This is a genomic window from Serratia proteamaculans (genome assembly GCF_013337185.1).
Taxonomy (GTDB): domain Bacteria; phylum Pseudomonadota; class Gammaproteobacteria; order Enterobacterales; family Enterobacteriaceae; genus Serratia; species Serratia proteamaculans_D.
On record NZ_SWDE01000004.1, the window covers coordinates 184209 to 201236 of the forward strand.

The 17028-nt window shown below is 56.0% G+C and carries 19 protein-coding genes and 1 other RNA gene; 5 read left to right on the forward strand and 15 right to left on the reverse strand.

Annotated elements, in window-relative coordinates; all coding sequences use genetic code 11:
* Window positions 1-11: 11 nt before the first annotated feature.
* Genes diaA through FCL49_RS17050 form a run of 3 tightly spaced genes read right to left on the reverse strand, consistent with a single transcriptional unit; the run spans window position 12 to window position 3028 of the window.
* Complete coding sequence (gene diaA, locus FCL49_RS17040; protein WP_004948462.1) at window positions 12-602, reverse strand: DnaA initiator-associating protein DiaA; 591 nt, start codon at window positions 600-602, stop codon at window positions 12-14.
* 51 nt (window positions 603-653) lie between these two features.
* On the reverse strand, window positions 654-1007 hold the full coding sequence (locus FCL49_RS17045; protein ID WP_012147034.1) for a YraN family protein: 354 nt from the start codon (window positions 1005-1007) through the stop codon (window positions 654-656).
* Window positions 1004-3028: a penicillin-binding protein activator gene (locus tag FCL49_RS17050; protein WP_174354453.1), complete on the reverse strand. Its 2025-nt coding sequence runs from the start codon at window positions 3026-3028 to the stop codon at window positions 1004-1006. The genes FCL49_RS17045 and FCL49_RS17050 overlap by 4 nt, the downstream gene beginning before the upstream one ends.
* A 62-nt stretch (window positions 3029-3090) precedes the next feature.
* Between FCL49_RS17050 and rsmI the strand changes: the two genes are divergently transcribed.
* Together rsmI and rnpB are read left to right on the forward strand one after the other, a co-directional pair.
* Complete coding sequence (gene rsmI / locus FCL49_RS17055; protein ID WP_012147032.1) at window positions 3091-3954, forward strand: 16S rRNA (cytidine(1402)-2'-O)-methyltransferase; 864 nt, start codon at window positions 3091-3093, stop codon at window positions 3952-3954.
* Window positions 3955-3995: 41 nt separating this feature from the next.
* An RNA gene (gene rnpB, locus FCL49_RS17060) (RNase P RNA component class A) lies at window positions 3996-4374 on the forward strand.
* A gap of 58 nt (window positions 4375-4432) precedes the next feature.
* Here the strand turns inward: rnpB and FCL49_RS17065 are convergent.
* Window positions 4433-5134, reverse strand: coding sequence for a pirin family protein (locus FCL49_RS17065; protein ID WP_174354454.1), 702 nt, complete (start codon window positions 5132-5134; stop codon window positions 4433-4435).
* 107 nt (window positions 5135-5241) lie between these two features.
* Between FCL49_RS17065 and FCL49_RS17070 the strand changes: the two genes are divergently transcribed.
* A complete protein-coding gene (locus FCL49_RS17070) occupies window positions 5242-6147 on the forward strand; it encodes a LysR family transcriptional regulator (protein ID WP_174354455.1) in 906 nt (301 codons plus the stop codon).
* A 37-nt stretch (window positions 6148-6184) separates the two neighbouring features.
* Here the strand turns inward: FCL49_RS17070 and FCL49_RS17075 are convergent, their stop codons facing one another.
* The 11 genes from FCL49_RS17075 to FCL49_RS17125 form a co-directional block, all read right to left on the reverse strand.
* A complete protein-coding gene (locus FCL49_RS17075; protein WP_174354456.1) occupies window positions 6185-7171 on the reverse strand; it encodes a glutathione S-transferase family protein in 987 nt (328 codons plus the stop codon).
* A gap of 73 nt (window positions 7172-7244) precedes the next feature.
* Window positions 7245-7640, reverse strand: coding sequence for a DoxX family protein (locus FCL49_RS17080; protein WP_112363736.1), 396 nt, complete (start codon window positions 7638-7640; stop codon window positions 7245-7247).
* Between the two features lie 294 nt (window positions 7641-7934).
* On the reverse strand, window positions 7935-8222 hold the full coding sequence (locus FCL49_RS17085; protein WP_174354457.1) for a YqjK-like family protein: 288 nt from the start codon (window positions 8220-8222) through the stop codon (window positions 7935-7937).
* Window positions 8219-8620, reverse strand: coding sequence for a phage holin family protein (locus FCL49_RS17090; protein ID WP_135318149.1), 402 nt, complete (start codon window positions 8618-8620; stop codon window positions 8219-8221). The genes FCL49_RS17085 and FCL49_RS17090 overlap by 4 nt, the downstream gene beginning before the upstream one ends.
* A gap of 2 nt (window positions 8621-8622) precedes the next feature.
* Window positions 8623-8928 carry a DUF883 family protein gene (locus FCL49_RS17095; RefSeq protein ID WP_004948431.1) on the reverse strand — a complete coding sequence of 102 codons (306 nt, stop codon included), beginning with the start codon at window positions 8926-8928 and terminating at the stop codon, window positions 8623-8625.
* A 164-nt stretch (window positions 8929-9092) separates the two neighbouring features.
* Window positions 9093-9464, reverse strand: a complete 372-nt coding sequence (locus FCL49_RS17100; RefSeq protein ID WP_135318148.1) for a DUF1090 domain-containing protein — start codon at window positions 9462-9464, stop codon at window positions 9093-9095.
* Between the two features lie 222 nt (window positions 9465-9686).
* Window positions 9687-10058 carry an EnvZ/OmpR regulon moderator MzrA gene (mzrA, locus tag FCL49_RS17105; protein WP_135318147.1) on the reverse strand — a complete coding sequence of 124 codons (372 nt, stop codon included), beginning with the start codon at window positions 10056-10058 and terminating at the stop codon, window positions 9687-9689.
* A complete protein-coding gene (locus FCL49_RS17110) occupies window positions 10058-10738 on the reverse strand; it encodes a DedA family protein (RefSeq protein WP_135318146.1) in 681 nt (226 codons plus the stop codon). Before FCL49_RS17110 ends, mzrA begins: the two co-directional genes overlap by 1 nt.
* 140 nt (window positions 10739-10878) lie before the next feature.
* Complete coding sequence (locus FCL49_RS17115) at window positions 10879-11325, reverse strand: hypothetical protein (protein ID WP_174354458.1); 447 nt, start codon at window positions 11323-11325, stop codon at window positions 10879-10881.
* A 184-nt stretch (window positions 11326-11509) separates the two neighbouring features.
* The gene (exuR, locus tag FCL49_RS17120; protein WP_135318144.1) at window positions 11510-12286 is read right to left on the reverse strand and encodes a transcriptional regulator ExuR; all 777 of its coding nucleotides are present in this window, start codon (window positions 12284-12286) and stop codon (window positions 11510-11512) included.
* A gap of 114 nt (window positions 12287-12400) precedes the next feature.
* Window positions 12401-13699 (reverse strand): MFS transporter, encoded by a 1299-nt coding sequence (locus FCL49_RS17125; RefSeq protein ID WP_174354459.1) that lies wholly within the window; start codon window positions 13697-13699, stop codon window positions 12401-12403.
* Between the two features lie 391 nt (window positions 13700-14090).
* Between FCL49_RS17125 and uxaC the strand changes: the two genes are divergently transcribed.
* Both uxaC and FCL49_RS17135 read left to right on the forward strand, forming a co-directional pair.
* Entirely contained in the window at window positions 14091-15503 is a 1413-nt protein-coding gene (uxaC, locus tag FCL49_RS17130) for a glucuronate isomerase (protein WP_174354460.1), read from the forward strand.
* Between the two features lie 20 nt (window positions 15504-15523).
* Entirely contained in the window at window positions 15524-17014 is a 1491-nt protein-coding gene (locus FCL49_RS17135; protein ID WP_174354461.1) for a UxaA family hydrolase, read from the forward strand.
* Window positions 17015-17028 lie beyond the last annotated feature (14 nt).

Below are 17028 nucleotides of genomic sequence, written 5' to 3' on the forward strand. Positions count from 1 at the left end.
CAGTTCCTTATTCATTCGTCCTGGTGGGGAAACAACGTACTATCTATCAGGTCGCATAGGCAATTTACGGTAAGCATATGCATTTCCTGAATACGTGCACTGCGGTGTGATGGAATGCGGATCTCGACATCCTGCTGGCCGAGCAAGCCGGCCAGTTCACCACCGTCATAACCGGTCAGTGCGACAATGGTCATGTCGCGTGTCACCGCGGCTTCGACCGCTTTCACAATATCACGGCTGTTGCCGCGGGTGGAAATAGCCAGCAATACGTCGCCGGCATGGCCGAGTGCGCGCACCTGTTTGGCATACACTTCGTCGTGCAGCCGATCGTTGGTGATCGCCGTCAGCACCACGTTATCGGCATTCAGCGCAATGGCCGGCAGGCTTGGGCGCTCGGTTTCAAAGCGATTGATCATGCTGGCGGCGAAATGCTGCGCGTTGGCTGCCGAAGTGCCGTTGCCGCAGCACAGAATTTTATTACCGTTAAGTAAGGATTGAACCAGCGTCATCGCGGCACGCGAGATGGCGTCGGGCAAAGCCTCCGCCGCCGCAATCTGGGTTTGGATGCTTTCGGTAAAACAGGCTTTAATTCTATCCAGCACGTTGTATTAATCCACTAAGTCAAAGGGCCGGTCTGCACCGGTAAACCACGATTAATCCGCATTGAAGGCGTTGGGTATCCATTCTAACTGGCTACCGGTGATGGCCAAAACATCAAAACGGCAAGACGATGTGTCAAAACTGGCTCCGCGTCCCGCCAGCCAAACGGCGGCGGCATGCAGCAACCGCTGCTGCTTGCGATAAGTGACGCTGGCAGCCGCACCGCCAAAAGCATCACTGCGACGGTAGCGGACTTCAACGAACACCCAGGTTTGACCATCGCGCATGATGAGATCGAGCTCACCGCCGCGCAGCGCCACATTGGCGGCGCAGAAGGTGAGCCCGGCGCGTTCCAGATAGTGGCGGGCCTGTAACTCATAGCCCGCCCCTATGGCGCGTTGACTCAAGAGACCGGAACGACCGTGCCCTGACGGTATTGCAGCCAAGGCAGCTTTCTGTTGATCACACAGCCTGGCGCGGCGGTGAGTACGCCAGTGGTGCCGGAGACCTGGAAGCCAGGCAACTGGCGCATTTCAGCAAAGTGGTTGGACAATGTCCAGGCATCCATCCCCATTGCGTACAGACGCACCAGCGAATAATCGTTGCGGAACTGGCTGCTTGCCTGCTGCAACAACTGCGGGTTAGCGCCGGCCAACAATGGAATATCACTGAACTGCAGTCCTTCCATTTCCAGGCGGAAGTCCGGGCCGGCTCCGGCCTGGTAGCTGCGGGAGCTGGCGTACATTGCCGGCTTGCTGCGCGAATTGGTAGCCATGTCGATCATCGGTTTGATCAGCGTCAACTGGGACTGAGTGGCGACGATATACACCGAGTCTACGCTGCCACCGCTGGTTGCTGGCGTATCGCTTGGTGGTGCCGGAATAGTCAGCCCGGCAATGGTCACCGCCTGCGGCGCTGGTGCAGCGGAGATTGGCGTACCGGACATGCGAATGCCGCCGCTGTTGACCATCTGGCGCAGTTCACTGGCGGAACCGATACCTTGCTGCAGCACGGTTTGGCCACCCAGCTTCTGCCACTCCTGGTTAAAGGCTTTGGCAACGCGATCGCCGAAGGCACCGCGTGGGATCAGCAACAGCGGCTGCCGCTTCTGCTGTTCCCAAATGTGACGGGCTGCATCACGCGCTTCGTCTTCCGGTGAAAGCGCGAAGTAACAGATGTTCGGGTTATCTTTCGGCGTTTCCGGTTGATTGAGCGCCAGCACGTTCAGCGTAGTGGTGCTGCTAGCCAGTTGATCAACGTTTTCTTTCAGCAACGGGCCGACCACCAGGGTCGCACCATCCTGCTGTGCCTGCGTCAGCAACGCGGCCAGCGGCTGGCTGGAGGTATCATACACCTTAATCTGTGCGTTAGCGGCCTGTGGCGGTGTAATTGGCGCAGTGGAAGGTGCAGAAGGCTGGGCGGTGGTCACCGGGGCTGCATCTGGTGCCGAGGTGCTTACCGCGCCATTGGCATTTTGATCGGTTGATGCGGGCTGCGCTGCCTGCTCAGATACGCTGGCAGGTTGCTGTTGCTGAACCGGCGTAGAAGGCGTCACGCCATTTTTAGCCGCTTCAAAGCCTTTTTGGATCGCGTCGGCGAACACTTTGGCCTGGCCGTTCAACGGCAGCAGCAGGGCGATTTTCGACGTGGAAGCCTGGGTAAAGTTCAGCACCTGGTTCAACTGGGTCGGTAGCGTTTTTGCCGCCGGGTTCTGCGGATAGCGGTTCTGCCAGTCTTTAATCCCGGCCTTCAGCAGGTCAGGATCCTGTTTGTTGTCCTGATATACCCGCAACAGATCCAGCCAGCCTTGCAGCACATTTTCATTGGCGTTGATCACCAGGCTGTTCATGTCCTGTGGCGTCAGTTGCAACAGCGACTGCCAGGTTTGATCCAGGTTGCTTTGATGTGCCTTGCCGGTCAGCAATGGCTCTTGTGCAATGTAAGCGCGGATCAGCGGCAGGGAAGGTTTGCCCTGATTGGCCGCGATCTGCGCCTGGTAGAAGCGCACCAGCTGGTTGGCCGATAGCGAGCCGCTATCGATATGGCCCAGCGTACTGCGAGCGCTGACATAGCTTTTGTTCGCTACCTGCAGTTCTGCGGTCAGCAACTGGCTTTCCGCCTGCTGCACGCTGCTGAGGTTTTTCGGCAGTTGGTTCAGTTGTTCACTGGCCTGCGGCAGTTTCCCTTCACGTAACAACGCGCGAATAGCAAGTAATTGCCAGTCAGCCTTGTTATCATTGCTGCTTTGCTGCAACTGCTGCAGATAGTAATCGGAACTGGCGCTCGCTTCGTCCTGTATATTGGCAGGCGGCGTCTGCGGGGCCTGACTCGGACAGCCTGCAAGGAAAAGGGCTGCTGCGATAACTGCGGTCAGTCGGACAGGCTTTGAACGCCCTGCTTTGGTACGAACGAATGTTGAGGAAAGCATACTGTATCCAGTGATGTTTTTTTCAAGATGCTCAATATTAAATCGGCAACCCGGATGAAACAATGAATCAACACCAACAATCAGTCATTTCTGCATCAACGCTGTATGTGGTGCCCACCCCAATCGGCAATTTAGGGGATATTACCCACCGTGCGTTAGAGGTACTGAAAAGCGTTGATCTGATTGCGGCGGAAGACACGCGCCATACCGGGTTGCTGCTGCAACACTTTGCGATTAGCGCGCGGTTGTTTGCGCTGCATGACCATAACGAACAACAAAAGGCCGATCAACTGTTGGCGAAACTGCAGGAAGGCCAGAGCATTGCGCTGGTATCCGACGCGGGTACGCCTTTGATCAACGATCCTGGTTATCACCTGGTGCGCCGTTGCCGTGAAGCCGGCATTCGCGTGGTGCCGTTGCCCGGAGCCTGTGCGGCAACTACCGCACTCTGTGCCGCCGGTTTGGCTTCAGACCGCTTCTGCTACGAAGGGTTCCTGCCGGCGAAAACCAAGGGGCGTAAGGATACGCTGATGGCGCTGGCAGAGGAACCGCGCACGTTGATTTTCTACGAATCCACCCACCGCTTGCTGGAAAGTTTGCAGGACATGGTCACCGTCTGGGGGCCGCAACGTTATGTGGTGCTGGCGCGCGAGCTGACCAAAACCTGGGAGTCCATCACCGGTGCGCCGGTGGGTGAACTGCTGGCCTGGGTGCAGGAAGACGAAGTCCGACGCCGGGGTGAAATGGTATTAATCGTTGAAGGCCACAAGGCGCAGGAGGATGCATTGCCGCTGGAGGCGCTGCGTACCCTGGCATTGCTGCAAAAAGAACTGCCGTTGAAAAAGGCAGCGGCACTGGCGGCGGAGATCCACGGCGTGAAGAAAAATGCGTTGTATAAATACGCGTTAGAGCAACAAGAACAGTAAAGCGGTTGACCTGCCGTGAGCGCAACGCTACTATCCGCGCCGGAGTTGACCAGACAGTCGCCGCTTCATTGCCGTCCCTTTCGGGGGAGACAGATGGAGGGGAGGAAAGTCCGGGCTCCATAGGGCAGGGTGCCAGGTAACGCCTGGGAGGCGTAAGCCTACGACTAGTGCAACAGAGAGCAAACCGCCGATGGCCCGCGCAAGCGGGATCAGGTAAGGGTGAAAGGGTGCGGTAAGAGCGCACCGCGCGACTGGCAACAGTTCGTGGCACGGTAAACTCCACCCGGAGCAAGGCCAAATAGGGGTTCACATGGTACGGCCCGTACTGAACCCGGGTAGGCTGCTTGAGCCAGTGAGCGATTGCTGGCCTAGAGGAATGACTGTCCACGACAGAACCCGGCTTACCGGTCAACTCCCTCTATAAAGAAAACCCCGCGTGACGCAAGTTACGCGGGGTTTTTTCCTTTCTGGAAGCCCATCACACCGGCAAATCGATCAGCAGCGCGCGCAGCGGTGTCTCGGCGCGGATGGTCAGGCGGTTTTCTTCGTGGATAAACGCCCCATCGCCGCAGGTCAGGTATTGGCTGTCGTTGCGCTCGCCATGGGCTTTAATGGTACCGTGGATCGATTGCAGGTACGCCCGAGGTCCGTTGAGCGCCAGCGTCTGCTGTTCGCCCGGTTGTAAATCCAGATGGTGGATCCACACCTGTTGACGCAGTTGCAGGCTGCCCTGAGCACCGTCTGGAGAGGCCAGCAGGGTCAGCCCGGCCTCTGGCAACATCAGGCGCTGTACGCGTTCGTTGTTGCGCTCTGGGCAGGCATCCAGCCACAGCTGCAAACGGGTCAGCGGTGTATCACTGCTGATGTTCTGCTCGCTGTAGCTCAGTCCCGGCTGGGTAGCCAGCAACAAAGCCTCACCGGCCTTGGCGCTGACCGTATTGCCTTCGCTGTCGCGGTATTCCGCTTTACCTTGCAGGATTAAATTCAGGATATCCACGCTGGGATAGGTGCGTGGCTGGAAAGACGCACCCGGTGCCAGCACCTCCTGATTTAACACCCGCAGTGAGGCGTAACCCATCAGCTTGGGATCGAAGTAGTGTCCAAAAGAAAAGGTGTAGCGAGCCTGCAGCCAACCAAAGTCAGCTTGCCCGCATTGTTGTGCTGTTCTGCATGTAATCATGGCAATCGGCTCTCTAAATTCATTATCTAGATGGTAAGCATCTGGACGGCGGATTGTTAGCCAGTTAATCTGGTCGGTATATTCAAATTTCCTGACAGAGAGATTCGATGGCCAGAGATCGGGCGTTAACGCTTGAAGCGTTAAGGGTTATGGATGCGATCGACCGACGTGGCAGCTTCGCTGCGGCAGCCGATGAGCTGGGGCGTGTGCCTTCGGCGCTCAGCTACACCATGCAAAAATTGGAAGAAGAATTGGATGTGGTGCTGTTTGATCGCTCCGGCCACCGCACCAAGTTCACCAACGTCGGACGCATGTTGCTTGAGCGTGGACGGGTGCTGCTGGAGGCGGCAGACAAGTTGACCACCGATGCAGAAGCGCTGGCACGCGGCTGGGAAACTCACCTGACTATTGTCAGCGAGGCGCTATCGCCACCGAGCAAATTGTTTCCGCTGGTCGATAAGTTGGCGTTGAAGGCCAACACTCAGGTGTCGATCTTCACCGAAGTGTTGGCGGGAGCCTGGGAAAGGCTGGAGCAGGGGCGCGCCGATATCGTTATCGCTCCGGACATGCATTTTCGCGCGTCGTCCGAAATCAACACCCGCAAGCTGTACAAGGTGATGAGCGTGTATGTGGCCGCACCGAACCATCCCATTCATCTGGAGCCGGAGCCGCTGTCTGAAGTGACGCGCGTGAAGTACCGAGGCATTGCGGTAGCGGATACTGCGCGTGAGCGTCCGGTGTTGACCGTGCAATTGTTGGATAAACAGCAGCGTCTGACGGTCAGCACCATTGAGGACAAGCGCCTGGCTTTGCTGGCCGGTTTGGGCGTGGCGACCATGCCTTACCCGATGGTCGAGAAAGACATCGAAGAAGGGCGTTTACGCGTGGTGGGGCCGGAATACAGCCGCGAGGCTGATATTATCATGGCCTGGCGACGTGACAGCATGGGGGAGGCGAAAGCCTGGTTCCTGCGCGAAATTCCGCGGCTGTTCGCCCAACTGGAACGCCAGTAAAACTCCCCTTCGCCATTAAGCAAAGAGGAGGAGTGCGTTAACCGAAGCGCCGGTCACGGCCGTGTGGTTCATCCAAATCTTGCGCCGGCCCGATAGAAATAATGCCGTGCGGATTAATGGTGGCGTGGCTGCGGTAATAGTGATTGCGGATGTGCGGCAGACTGACCGTTTCGGCAATGCCCGGCATTTGGTAGATGTCACGCAGGAAGCCGTACAGGTTGAGGTAATCGCTGATACGGTGTTTGTCACATTTAAAATGGGTGACATACACCGGATCGAAGCGTATTAGCGTGGTCCACAGGCGCAGGTCGGCCTCAGTCAGGCGATCGCCCGTCAGGTAACGCTGTTGCCCCAGTATCTGCTCCAGTCGTGCCAGCGCGTCAAATACCCCGTTGACCGCTTCGTCATAGGCTTCCTGGCTGGTGGCAAAACCGGCCTTGTAGACACCATTATTCACCTGGTCATAAATCCAACCATTCAGTTCATCAATTTTTCCGCGCAGCTCGGTGGGGTAATAGTCACCGGCGCGCGCGCCAACACCATCAAATGCGCTGTTGAACATGCGAATGATATCGGCGGATTCATTGCTGACAATGGTCTGTTGCTGTTTGTCCCACAGCACTGGCACCGTTACACGACCGGTGTAGTGTTTGTCGGCACGCAGATAAAGTTGGTAGAGGAAGTCCGAGTGGTACAGGCTGTCGCCGGTGGCTTCAGGGAAGTCGGTGCCGAAGGTCCAGCCATTTTCCAGCATCAGCGGATGTACCACGGAAACAGGAATGAGTGACTCCAGCCCTTTCAATTTGCGCATCAGCAGGGTGCGGTGTGCCCAGGGGCAGGCGAGTGAAACGTACAGGTGATAACGATCTTGCTCCGCTTGAAAACCTCCAACTCCATGTTCGCCCGGCAGACCGCCTGCGGTCACCCAATTGCGGAACTGAGAGGTTGAGCGTTTGAAACGGCCTCCGGTAGATGAGGTGTCATACCAGATGTCTTGCCAAACGCCATCGACGAGTTGTCCCATGAGAGTCTCCTTCGTGTCCGAGTGAAAAAACAAAAGGGCCCGACATGCGGGCCCCTGAGTCGGTGTTAAAACCTTACCACTTTTTGTTCAAAAGACGGTCGATGCTGAAACCGCCTGGGCCGGCAACGGCCAGTACGATGAAGCCGCCGGCGATGGTCAGGTTTTTCATGAACATCAGCTGGTTTACGCCATCCGCAAAGTTAGTATGGAACAGTAACGCGGTCAGGATGGTAAAACCTGCGGTAAACAGTGCCACGGTGCGGGTCAGGAAACCGAACAAAATTGCCAGACCGCCGCCAAATTCCAGCAGGATGGTCAGTGGCAGCAAGAAGCCAGGTACGCCCATCGATTGCATATACTGTTGGGTACCGGCATAGGCATCACCCATTTTGCCGTAGCCTGCCACGATAAACAGGATTGGCATCAGAATACGAGCAACCAGCAAACCTGCATCTTCTAATTTTTTCATCATTTACTCCAAAGTGATTTTGTTTGCCAGTTTTGGCGTTTGTCATGTTAGTGAGCGGTATGCCGGGTCTCTGACCCTGTCCTGCCCGTTCCTTATTGATGGAGTGAATGTTAATCGGGATGCGTACGCTTTGTTAGCAAGTAAAACTGTCGTATTTTTTCAAAAAAACTGAATCTTTAGCCTGCTAACAAATCGTGGGGAATCAGAAAGTTGCCCAGCCTTCACCGGCAGAAACGCAAAGTCTCTGTGAAAAGGCGGGCAAAACATCGGAAGTATTGATGGAATTGTGGAAGGTTACTTGCTGGAAAAAGTTTTCTGGATCAAGCGGATAGTACCAAAGGCACCAAAAGCGCGGCGTGACCAGCGAATCAGCTTGCTGGGATGGCGGATGCCGTACAACGCCATCACGCTGGAGCCGACCACCAGATATTTACGCAGGCCGAAAAGGGTTTGCCAACCGCGATCGATGCGCTCGGTCTTTTCCAGCCACAGGGTTTTGTTTTCGGCAAGATCCAGCCTTTGTTGCTGGATCTTGCCGATCAGCTTCTCTTTTCTCCATTCCAGATAGCGGCGGCGATTCATTTTTCACCTTCCAGCTCGGAACGGTCGATTTCCAACTGCTTGCGTGTCGCACCCAGCAGCGTGGAGCGGCGGGCTTTGACCAGTGTCCAGATAGCGCCAACCACGGCAAGGAACAACAGCACCCCGGTAGTCGCACCTAATGCCATCACACGGTAAACAGGATCGATAGCCCAGAAAATCAGGATCAGCAGGCTCATCAGGCCGAATGCGGTGAAGAGCAGGGTCATGCCGGCCATAATCAGCAACTGAATGAGGTTGGCTTTCTCCTCTTCCAGCTCGACCACGGCCAGGCGAACCCGGGTTTCCACCATACCGACCAGAATAGTGATGATGCGCTGAGCGACATCCAGGACCCCTTTAGCGGGGCCCTGTGCACGAACTTGCGGTTGTTCTGCCATAATTAGCGGCGCGCTAGCAGAACGCCCAGCACTACGCCGACCGCAGCGCCGATACCGATACCGGTCCAGGGATTATCACGAACGTAATCATCCGCCTGGCCGGCGATTTGTTTGGTCTGGGAAGCAATCTTGTCCCCGGCATCGCTCAGACGTACGCGGGTATCTTTCAATGCGCTTTCGGCTTTGGAACGCAGCTTTTCCAGTTCAGCTTTTGGCTTATCGGTGGAAGAGTTCAACACCTCTTCCAGCGTATCGGCTAAGGATTTAAGTTCAGCGCGTAAGTTTTCTGCATTTGAATCATGTGCCATGTGATTATTCCTTAACGTTAACTTCGACAGACTTTCAACATAGCGGATTTTTTCGCCGGAGCAAAGGGCGGATGGGTAGCTGATATCACTAAGCATCCATTTTATACGCAATAATAATCCCGTGTGGCGTGGCTCTCAGCGATAAATCCGCTGGTGTAAAAAAATTATTCCGCCTGAGCCTGTTTCAGCTCGGCTTGAGCTTCAGCCAGCTTTTTCTGCTTCTTGGCCACTTTCTCCAGGTTGCCGGTCTGCTGGGCTTCTTTCAGCTCCTGCTGACGCTCGGCAACCTTGCTTTGTTTCTCATCGATTTTTTTCTGACGATCGGCCTGCAGGCTGGCTGGTGTGCAATGGGTTTGCACCTCGCTCAATGCCGTCTTCAGCCCGGCCACACGTTGAGTATTGCCGTGTTGGGTGGCGTAATCGATCTGCTTTTGAATTTCTTGCGCCTTGGTCACACAGCCGTTTTCTGCTGCGAACGACAGTGCCGGTAGGGCGAATAATGGGAGAGCCAGTAAAATGGCTGGGCGTAATTTCATACTATCAGTTCCTTATTAATGGGATGCATTGGCATGCATCCTCTGTTCCTGACTGCCCAAAAAGGCAGTGCGACAGGAGTCTACGCAGCTGACTGACGCTAACCTTTAGCATAGTCACAGATCACGCAGACCCCCAAAGAATCCGCCCCAGTTCGGTAGTGATCGGTGAATAATTGAACAGGGAGGGCAAATGAAAGGAAAACCCTTCATGTGAAGGGGGTATTATCCCAGATTGAGTGGGGCGCGTGCAAATTCACGCACCCAATGGGTAGGCACAGGGGATTCGCTCAGGGCGATGATGTAGCCCGGCGGTAGAATATTTTGCAATGCTTCGCGCGCCAGCAACTGTTGTTCCGGCGAGTCCAGACGGATCACCAGGCCATCGCCTTCCGGGGTGATGCTTTTGATGCGAATACCGCGCTGATCCAGCCTTTGGTAGACATAAAAACCGTCAGGCAGCGAAAGGCCTTGCTGGCCTGCACGGATGCGCAGTTCGCTTTCGGTACGCACCATGCAGGGCACCAACAGCGTGGCGAGCGCCAGCAAAGCTAGCGCAATCAGCAACACGTACTGCCAGCGCGGGCGCTTGGTCATCACGCCCCTTTCCCCTGATCCTGGCTATCGGCGCGTTTCTTGCGCCACAGTACGATCAATGAGCCGACCAGCCCGACCACCAGCAACACCAATGGCAGTAGCATCAGGCAGAACATCAGCTGGTCTTCATACTTGCGGAACACCGGAGTTTTACCCAGCGCAAAGCCCAGCGAGGTGAGGATCACCACCCACAGCAAACCGCTCATCCAGTTAAAGAACTGGAAACGTGCGTTACTCAGGCCGGAGAGCCCGGCAATGGTCGGCAACAGGGTGCGGACAAACGCCAGGAAACGACCGACCAGCAGAGCGGAAAGCCCGTGGCGGTGGAACAACTGATGGGCGCGCTGATGATAGTGCGCCGGCAGATGGGATAGCCAGCCCTGCACGGTTCGGGTATTACCGAGCCACTTGCCCTGTATGTAACTGACCCAGCACCCCAGACTGGCGGCGACGGTGAGGATAAAAATGGTGAGCGGGAAATTCATGGTGCCTTTGGCGATCAGCACGCCAACCAGGATCAGCAGGCTGTCACCCGGCAGAAACGCCGCCGGCAACAGGCCATTTTCCAGGAACAGGATCAAAAACAGCAGGCCGTAGAGCGTCCAAACCAGCGAAGGGTTCGCCAGCGTCTCAAAATCCTGCTGCCATAAGGCATGTAACAGTTCTTTAATGATGTCCATCCGGTGTTCCTAAAACGTCATTGTTTGTTTTTGTCTCAGCGGCGGATCGGGAGTGGGCGCAAAGCGCGCGGGCGATCCTGGCTGCTGATAATGATGAAACGGCGTTGCTTTTTAGTGGTTTCTAATCGGTGCGACACCGGTCAAGAGTGGTAAGTCAGCGTGCCACGATAAAGCATATTACTTTCTTTCCAGCCACCCAGCCTGCTTTGCTGCTGTGAGGTATGCAGCGTCCAGTTCATCTGGGCAAGCCGGTTTGGCGCAGGTGATTTCTGGCGCGGGAGTCGAGTGCTGTGACCCAACTCTGTGGCTAACGAATAAACCGGCAGCAGTTGGGCGGGGGCGGGTAGCGAGCCGGGGTAAGAATGTACCCGCGGTAGCAGCAGCGGCATTTTACCTGGCGCTTTACGTCGCAGTTCTGCCGGTGACCGGTAAACCGGGTCATCAGGGGAAAACACCGACTCGGCGAGCGATGGCTGACCGTTCAGTGCTGTGGGAATAGCCTTGGAAGACGCCGCGCATAGCTTTTGGCCGGAGACCGAACCGGTCCAGCAAAAAAGAGCAATAAGCATGGCAAACAACCAGCGCATGTATTCGCGTCCCGCCCCGTAGCAGAGGGTAAAAAGTGGCTCAACTTTACCAAAATAGCACGATTGGCAACAGGGAAATCTACGTTGCCAGCGGTGAAATACTACACGGCAAATCGCCGTTCAGGCATCGATTCAGCGGATTTTACAATACCTGACATAACACTACGGTTTTTGACCGCCTGCGCTATTTATTTTCTGCGGCCACGCCGTCCAGATGAACCACCGGATTATCGGCGAACAGATAGCGGTCAGCGTTATATTCAAAATCGTCGCTGGTGGCGTTGAACAGCATTTGCTTGGTATTTTCCAGATGCTGCCACATGGCCAGTTTGGCGGCGTAAGGATCTTTACGTATCAATGCCTTGAGGATCTGATCGTGATCGTCACACCAGCTGGCGATCGAGCGGTGGTCGATATGCTCGTGCAGCTTGATCCAGTAAGGGTTATTTACGCGCTGCACCCACATTTTTTCCACGATGGTGGCCATCGCCGTATTCTGGGTAGCCAGTGCCACCTGAACATGGAATTTCAGATCCCACTGGGAATCACGGAAGCGATCTTCTTTACGCGCCTGTTCCTGGATCTCCATCAACTGAACAATGTCCTGTTTGGTGACCTGGGTGGCGGCGAATTCGGCAATGTTGCTTTCAATCAGCTGGCGTGCCTGCAGCAGTTCAAACGGCCCGGCGGTGGCAAACTCAATGCTGTCGCCCGGCACCACCAGATTTTTTTGGTGGTTGGACATCACGTGGATCCCGGAGCCTTTGCGCACGTCAACATAGCCTTCCACTTCCAGCATGATGATCGCCTCCCGCACGACGGTGCGGCTGACGTTCATCTCTTCGGCAATATAGCGTTCGGCTGGCAGTTTATCGCCCACCGGATAGCGGCCGCTTTCAATACGCTGCTTAAGTTCGGCGGCCAGTTGCTGATACAGGCGTCTGGTTTCAGTGAATTCCATAGTGAATGCTCTTAGGGTAGGGAGGGGCGCGTAACCATGGATTTGTTATACCACTTATCCGGCAGAGCTACCAGTGGCTGCGGGAACGCCCGGCACGGTGGCCGGGCGGTGGGGTTAACTGCGTGCAGAGGCCGGTTGTAGCGGATCTTCTTCCGGCTGGGAGGCCGGTCGATTTTGCAGAATGGTCCAGATGGCGATGGCACCGAGAATATCGAATACCGACAGCGCGGCGAACAGCGGGCTGAAGCCCAGGGTATCGGCCAATGCACCGACCACCAGGGCAAACATGGTGCTGGCGGTCCAGGCGGCCATGCCGGTCAGGCCGTTGGCGGTGGCCACTTCGTTGCGACCAAACACGTCAGAAGACAGGGTAATCAGCGCGCCAGACAGCGCCTGATGGGCAAAACCACCGACGCACAGTAGCGCGATAGCTGCATAAGGGCTGGTGAACAAACCGATCATGCCAGGGCCAATCATCAGCACCGCACCCATAGTGACCACCAGTTTGCGTGAAACGATCAGGTTCACCTTGAAGTGCTTTTGGAAAAATGGTGGCAGGTAGCCACCCACGATGCAGCCGAGATCGGCGAACAGCATCGGCATCCAGGCGAACATGGCGATCTCTTTCAGGTTAAAACCATAGGCTTTGAACATGAATAACGGGATCCAGGCATTGAAGGTGCCCCAGGCAGGCTCAGCCAGAAAACGCGGTAGTGCGATGCCCCAGAACTGGCGGTTGCGCACAATCTGCCAGGCGGACATTTTCTTGGCGTTGTCGGTTTGGTGCTGCGCTTCCTGGCCCTCCAGGATGTAATCGCGTTCCTCACTGCTGAGTTTCTTCTGGTCTTTCGGATGCTTATAGAAAATCAGCCAGCAGATGGCCCAGATCAGGCTCAGTACGCCGGTGATGATAAATGCCATTTCCCAACTGTGTGCCACTATGGCCCAAACCACCAGTGGTGGAGCGAGCATGCCGCCGATCGACGATCCGACGTTGAAGTAGCCAACGGCAATTGAACGCTCTTTGGCCGGGAACCACTCGCTGCTGGCCTTGAGCCCGGCGGGGATCATCGCCGCCTCTGCCATGCCGACAGCGCCGCGTGCCAGTGCCAGCCCGCCCCAACTGTTGGCGAGCGCGGTGCCCATACAAAACAGCGCCCACAGAATGGCGAACATGGCATATCCCACCTTGGTACCCAATACGTCCAGTACGTATCCCGCCACCGGTTGCATCAGGGTGTAACAGGCTGAGTAGGCCGCGACAATGTATGAGTATTGCTGCGTGGTGATATGTAAGGTGCCTTCCAGCGTTGGTGCCGCCACGGCGATGGCGTTACGGGTCAGGTAGCCCAGCACGGTGCCAACGGTCACCAGCCCAATCATGTACCAGCGTAACCCTTTAATTTTACGCATCCAAAATATCTCCCAGTCTTCAATAGGTGGCGCCAAGATGGCGGCAGCGTTTTAGGGGGCTCCCCCCTTTTCGTTGTTCTGCGCCGGCCTGTCCGTCACCGACGTATTCCCGCCGCATGAACGACTGGGTGGCGAGACAATAACTTGTCATACAGATTTAAAAGTTGAGTGATATCACAAAAGCCATTTTTCAATTGGGCAATACTGATTGCTGGATAATTATGCGATTCAGGCGGCTTTTTGCCGTAAAACTGCCGGTTAACGGCCTTTTATGGGCGATGGCGCTAAAGCAGAGAGTGATATTTTGCTGGACGCTCAGTTAAATTGGTGTGATAACTTTGTCGCATTGGACACAGTGCCGAACGGCAAGCAAGGTGAGGAGCCAAAAAAGATGGCGACGTTTTTAAGCGAAGATTTTCTGTTGAGCAGCGAATTTGCCCGACGTTTGTATCATGACTATGCGGCAGACCAGCCGATCTTTGACTATCACTGTCATTTACCGCCGGAGCAGATCGCCGAGAACACCCGCTTCAAAAATTTATATGAGATCTGGCTAAAGGGCGATCACTATAAATGGCGGGCGATGCGTACCAACGGCGTGGCTGAACGGCTGTGTACCGGCGATGCCGGTGACCGTGAAAAATTCGATGCCTGGGCCGCCACCGTGCCGCACACCATAGGTAACCCGCTGTACCACTGGACCCATCTGGAGCTGCGTCGTCCGTTTGGGATTACCGGCACGCTGCTTTCCCCAACGACGGCGGACGATATCTGGCAGCGCGGCAACGCCTTGCTGGCGCAGGATGATTTCAGGGCGCGTGGCATCATGCAGCAAATGAATGTGAAGATGGTTGGTACTACCGACGATCCGATCGACGATTTGCGCCACCATAAAGCGATTGCGGCTGACACTAGCTTCGATATCAAGGTGTTGCCAAGCTGGCGACCGGACAAGGCGTTCAATATCGACGCGCCGGGTTTCAATGATTACCTGCAAAAACTGGAAGCGGCAGCGGATATCAATATTGGCCGTTTTAGCGCGCTGTGTGACGCGTTGAAAAAACGCATGGATCATTTTGCCGCCCATGGCTGCAAAGTGGCTGACCATGCGCTGGACGTGGTGGTGTATGGCGAAGCGGACGAAAGCACATTGGACGCGATTTTAACGGCGCGCCTGAGTGGCAAGCTACCGACGCCGGAGCAGAGCGCCCAGTTCAAAAGCGCGGTGCTGCTGTTCCTGGCCGCTGAATATCAACGTCGCGAATGGGTACAGCAGTATCACATTGGCGCGCTGCGTAATAATAACAGCCTCATGCTGGCTAACGTCGGCCCGGATATCGGCTTCGACTCGATTAACGACCGGCCGCTGGCGGAGCCGCTTTCTCGCCTGCTGGACGCCCAGTCACGTCAGGGCGGCCTGCCGAAAACCATTCTGTATTGCCTAAACCCGCGCGACAACGAAGTGATCGGCACCATGGTCGGCAACTTCCAGGGCGAGGGCACGCCGGGCAAAATGCAGTTCGGCTCCGGCTGGTGGTTTAACGATCAAAAAGACGGTATGCAGCGGCAGATGACACAGCTGGCGCAACTGGGCCTGCTGAGCCGTTTTGTCGGCATGCTGACCGACAGCCGCAGTTTCCTGTCTTATACCCGCCATGAATACTTCCGCCGCATCCTTTGCCAGATGATTGGTGGCTGGGTGGAGAACGGGGAGGCACCGGCGGATATCACCCTGCTGGGTGAGATGGTGAAAAACATTTGCTTCGACAATGCCAAAAACTATTTTGCCATTGAACTGGCGTAGCCGTTGCCCGAGGTGGGTTTATGCAAAGCATGGTAAAAATTCATTCGCTGGATAATGTTGCGGTAGCGCTGCGCGATCTGGCCGCCGGTGAAACGCTGGCGCTGGAGACGCAGACTATTCATCTGATGCAACCGGTGACGCGCGGGCACAAGTTTGCCCTGCAGCCGATTGCCGTCGGTGAGGCCATCACCAAGTACGGTTTGCCTATCGGCCATGCGCTGGAGGCCATAGCGCCGGGTGAACATATTCACTCGCAAAATGCCAAAACCAACCTGAGCGATCTCGACAGCTATCAGTATCAACCCGCTTTCCCGACGTTGCCGCCACAGGCTGCGGATCGTGAGGTGCAGCTTTACCGCCGTAACAGCGGGGAGGTGGGGATCCGCAATGAGCTGTGGATCGTGCCGACCGTTGGCTGTGTCAACGGTATTGCCCGGCAAATCCAGCAGCGTTTTCTGAAGGAAACTCAGGACGCGCAGGGGATCGACGGTGTGCACCTGTTCAGTCATCCGTTTGGTTGCTCGCAACTGGGTCAGGATCACGAGAACACGCGCACCATGCTGCAAAACATGGTGCGCCATCCGAACGCCGGGGCGGTGTTGGTGATTGGCCTCGGGTGCGAGAACAATCAGGTGGATGTCTTCCGCAGTACGCTGGGCGCTATCGATGAGCAACGGGTGCGCTTTATGGTGTGCCAGCAGCAGGACGATGAGGTCGAGGCCGGGCTGGAGCAGTTGCATGCGCTGTATCAGGTGATGCGCGACGATCGCCGCCAGCCGGGCAAGCTGAGCGAGTTGAAGTTCGGACTGGAGTGTGGTGGTTCGGACGGTCTGTCGGGCATTACCGCCAACCCACTGCTGGGGCATTTTTCTGATTATCTGATCGCCAACGGCGGTACCACGGTATTGACCGAAGTGCCGGAGATGTTTGGTGCCGAACGGATCCTGATGAGCCGCTGTCGCGATCGGGAGACCTTCGAGAAGACCGTCAGCATGGTGAACGACTTCAAACAGTACTTCATCGCCCATAATCAGCCGATTTATGAAAACCCTTCACCGGGCAACAAAGCCGGCGGCATTACCACGCTGGAGGAGAAATCCCTCGGCTGCACGCAGAAAGCCGGGCAGAGTCAGGTGGTGGACGTGCTCAAGTATGGCGAACGCTTGCGGCAGCCTGGCTTGAACCTGCTCAGTGCGCCAGGCAATGACGCGGTGGCAACCAGCGCGCTGGCCGGGGCCGGTTGCCATATGGTGTTGTTCAGCACCGGACGCGGCACGCCTTATGGCGGCTTTGTTCCGACGGTGAAACTGGCCACCAACAGCGAACTGGCGGCGAAGAAACCCCACTGGATTGATTTTGACGCAGGTCGATTGATCCATGGCACCCCGATGGAGAGTCTGCTGGAACAGTTTGTCGACCTGATCGTGGCGATTGCCAATGGTCAGGCGGCACGTAACGAAGTGAATGATTTTCGTGAGTTGGCGATTTTTAAAAGCGGGGTGACCTTGTAGGGCCGTATTATCGA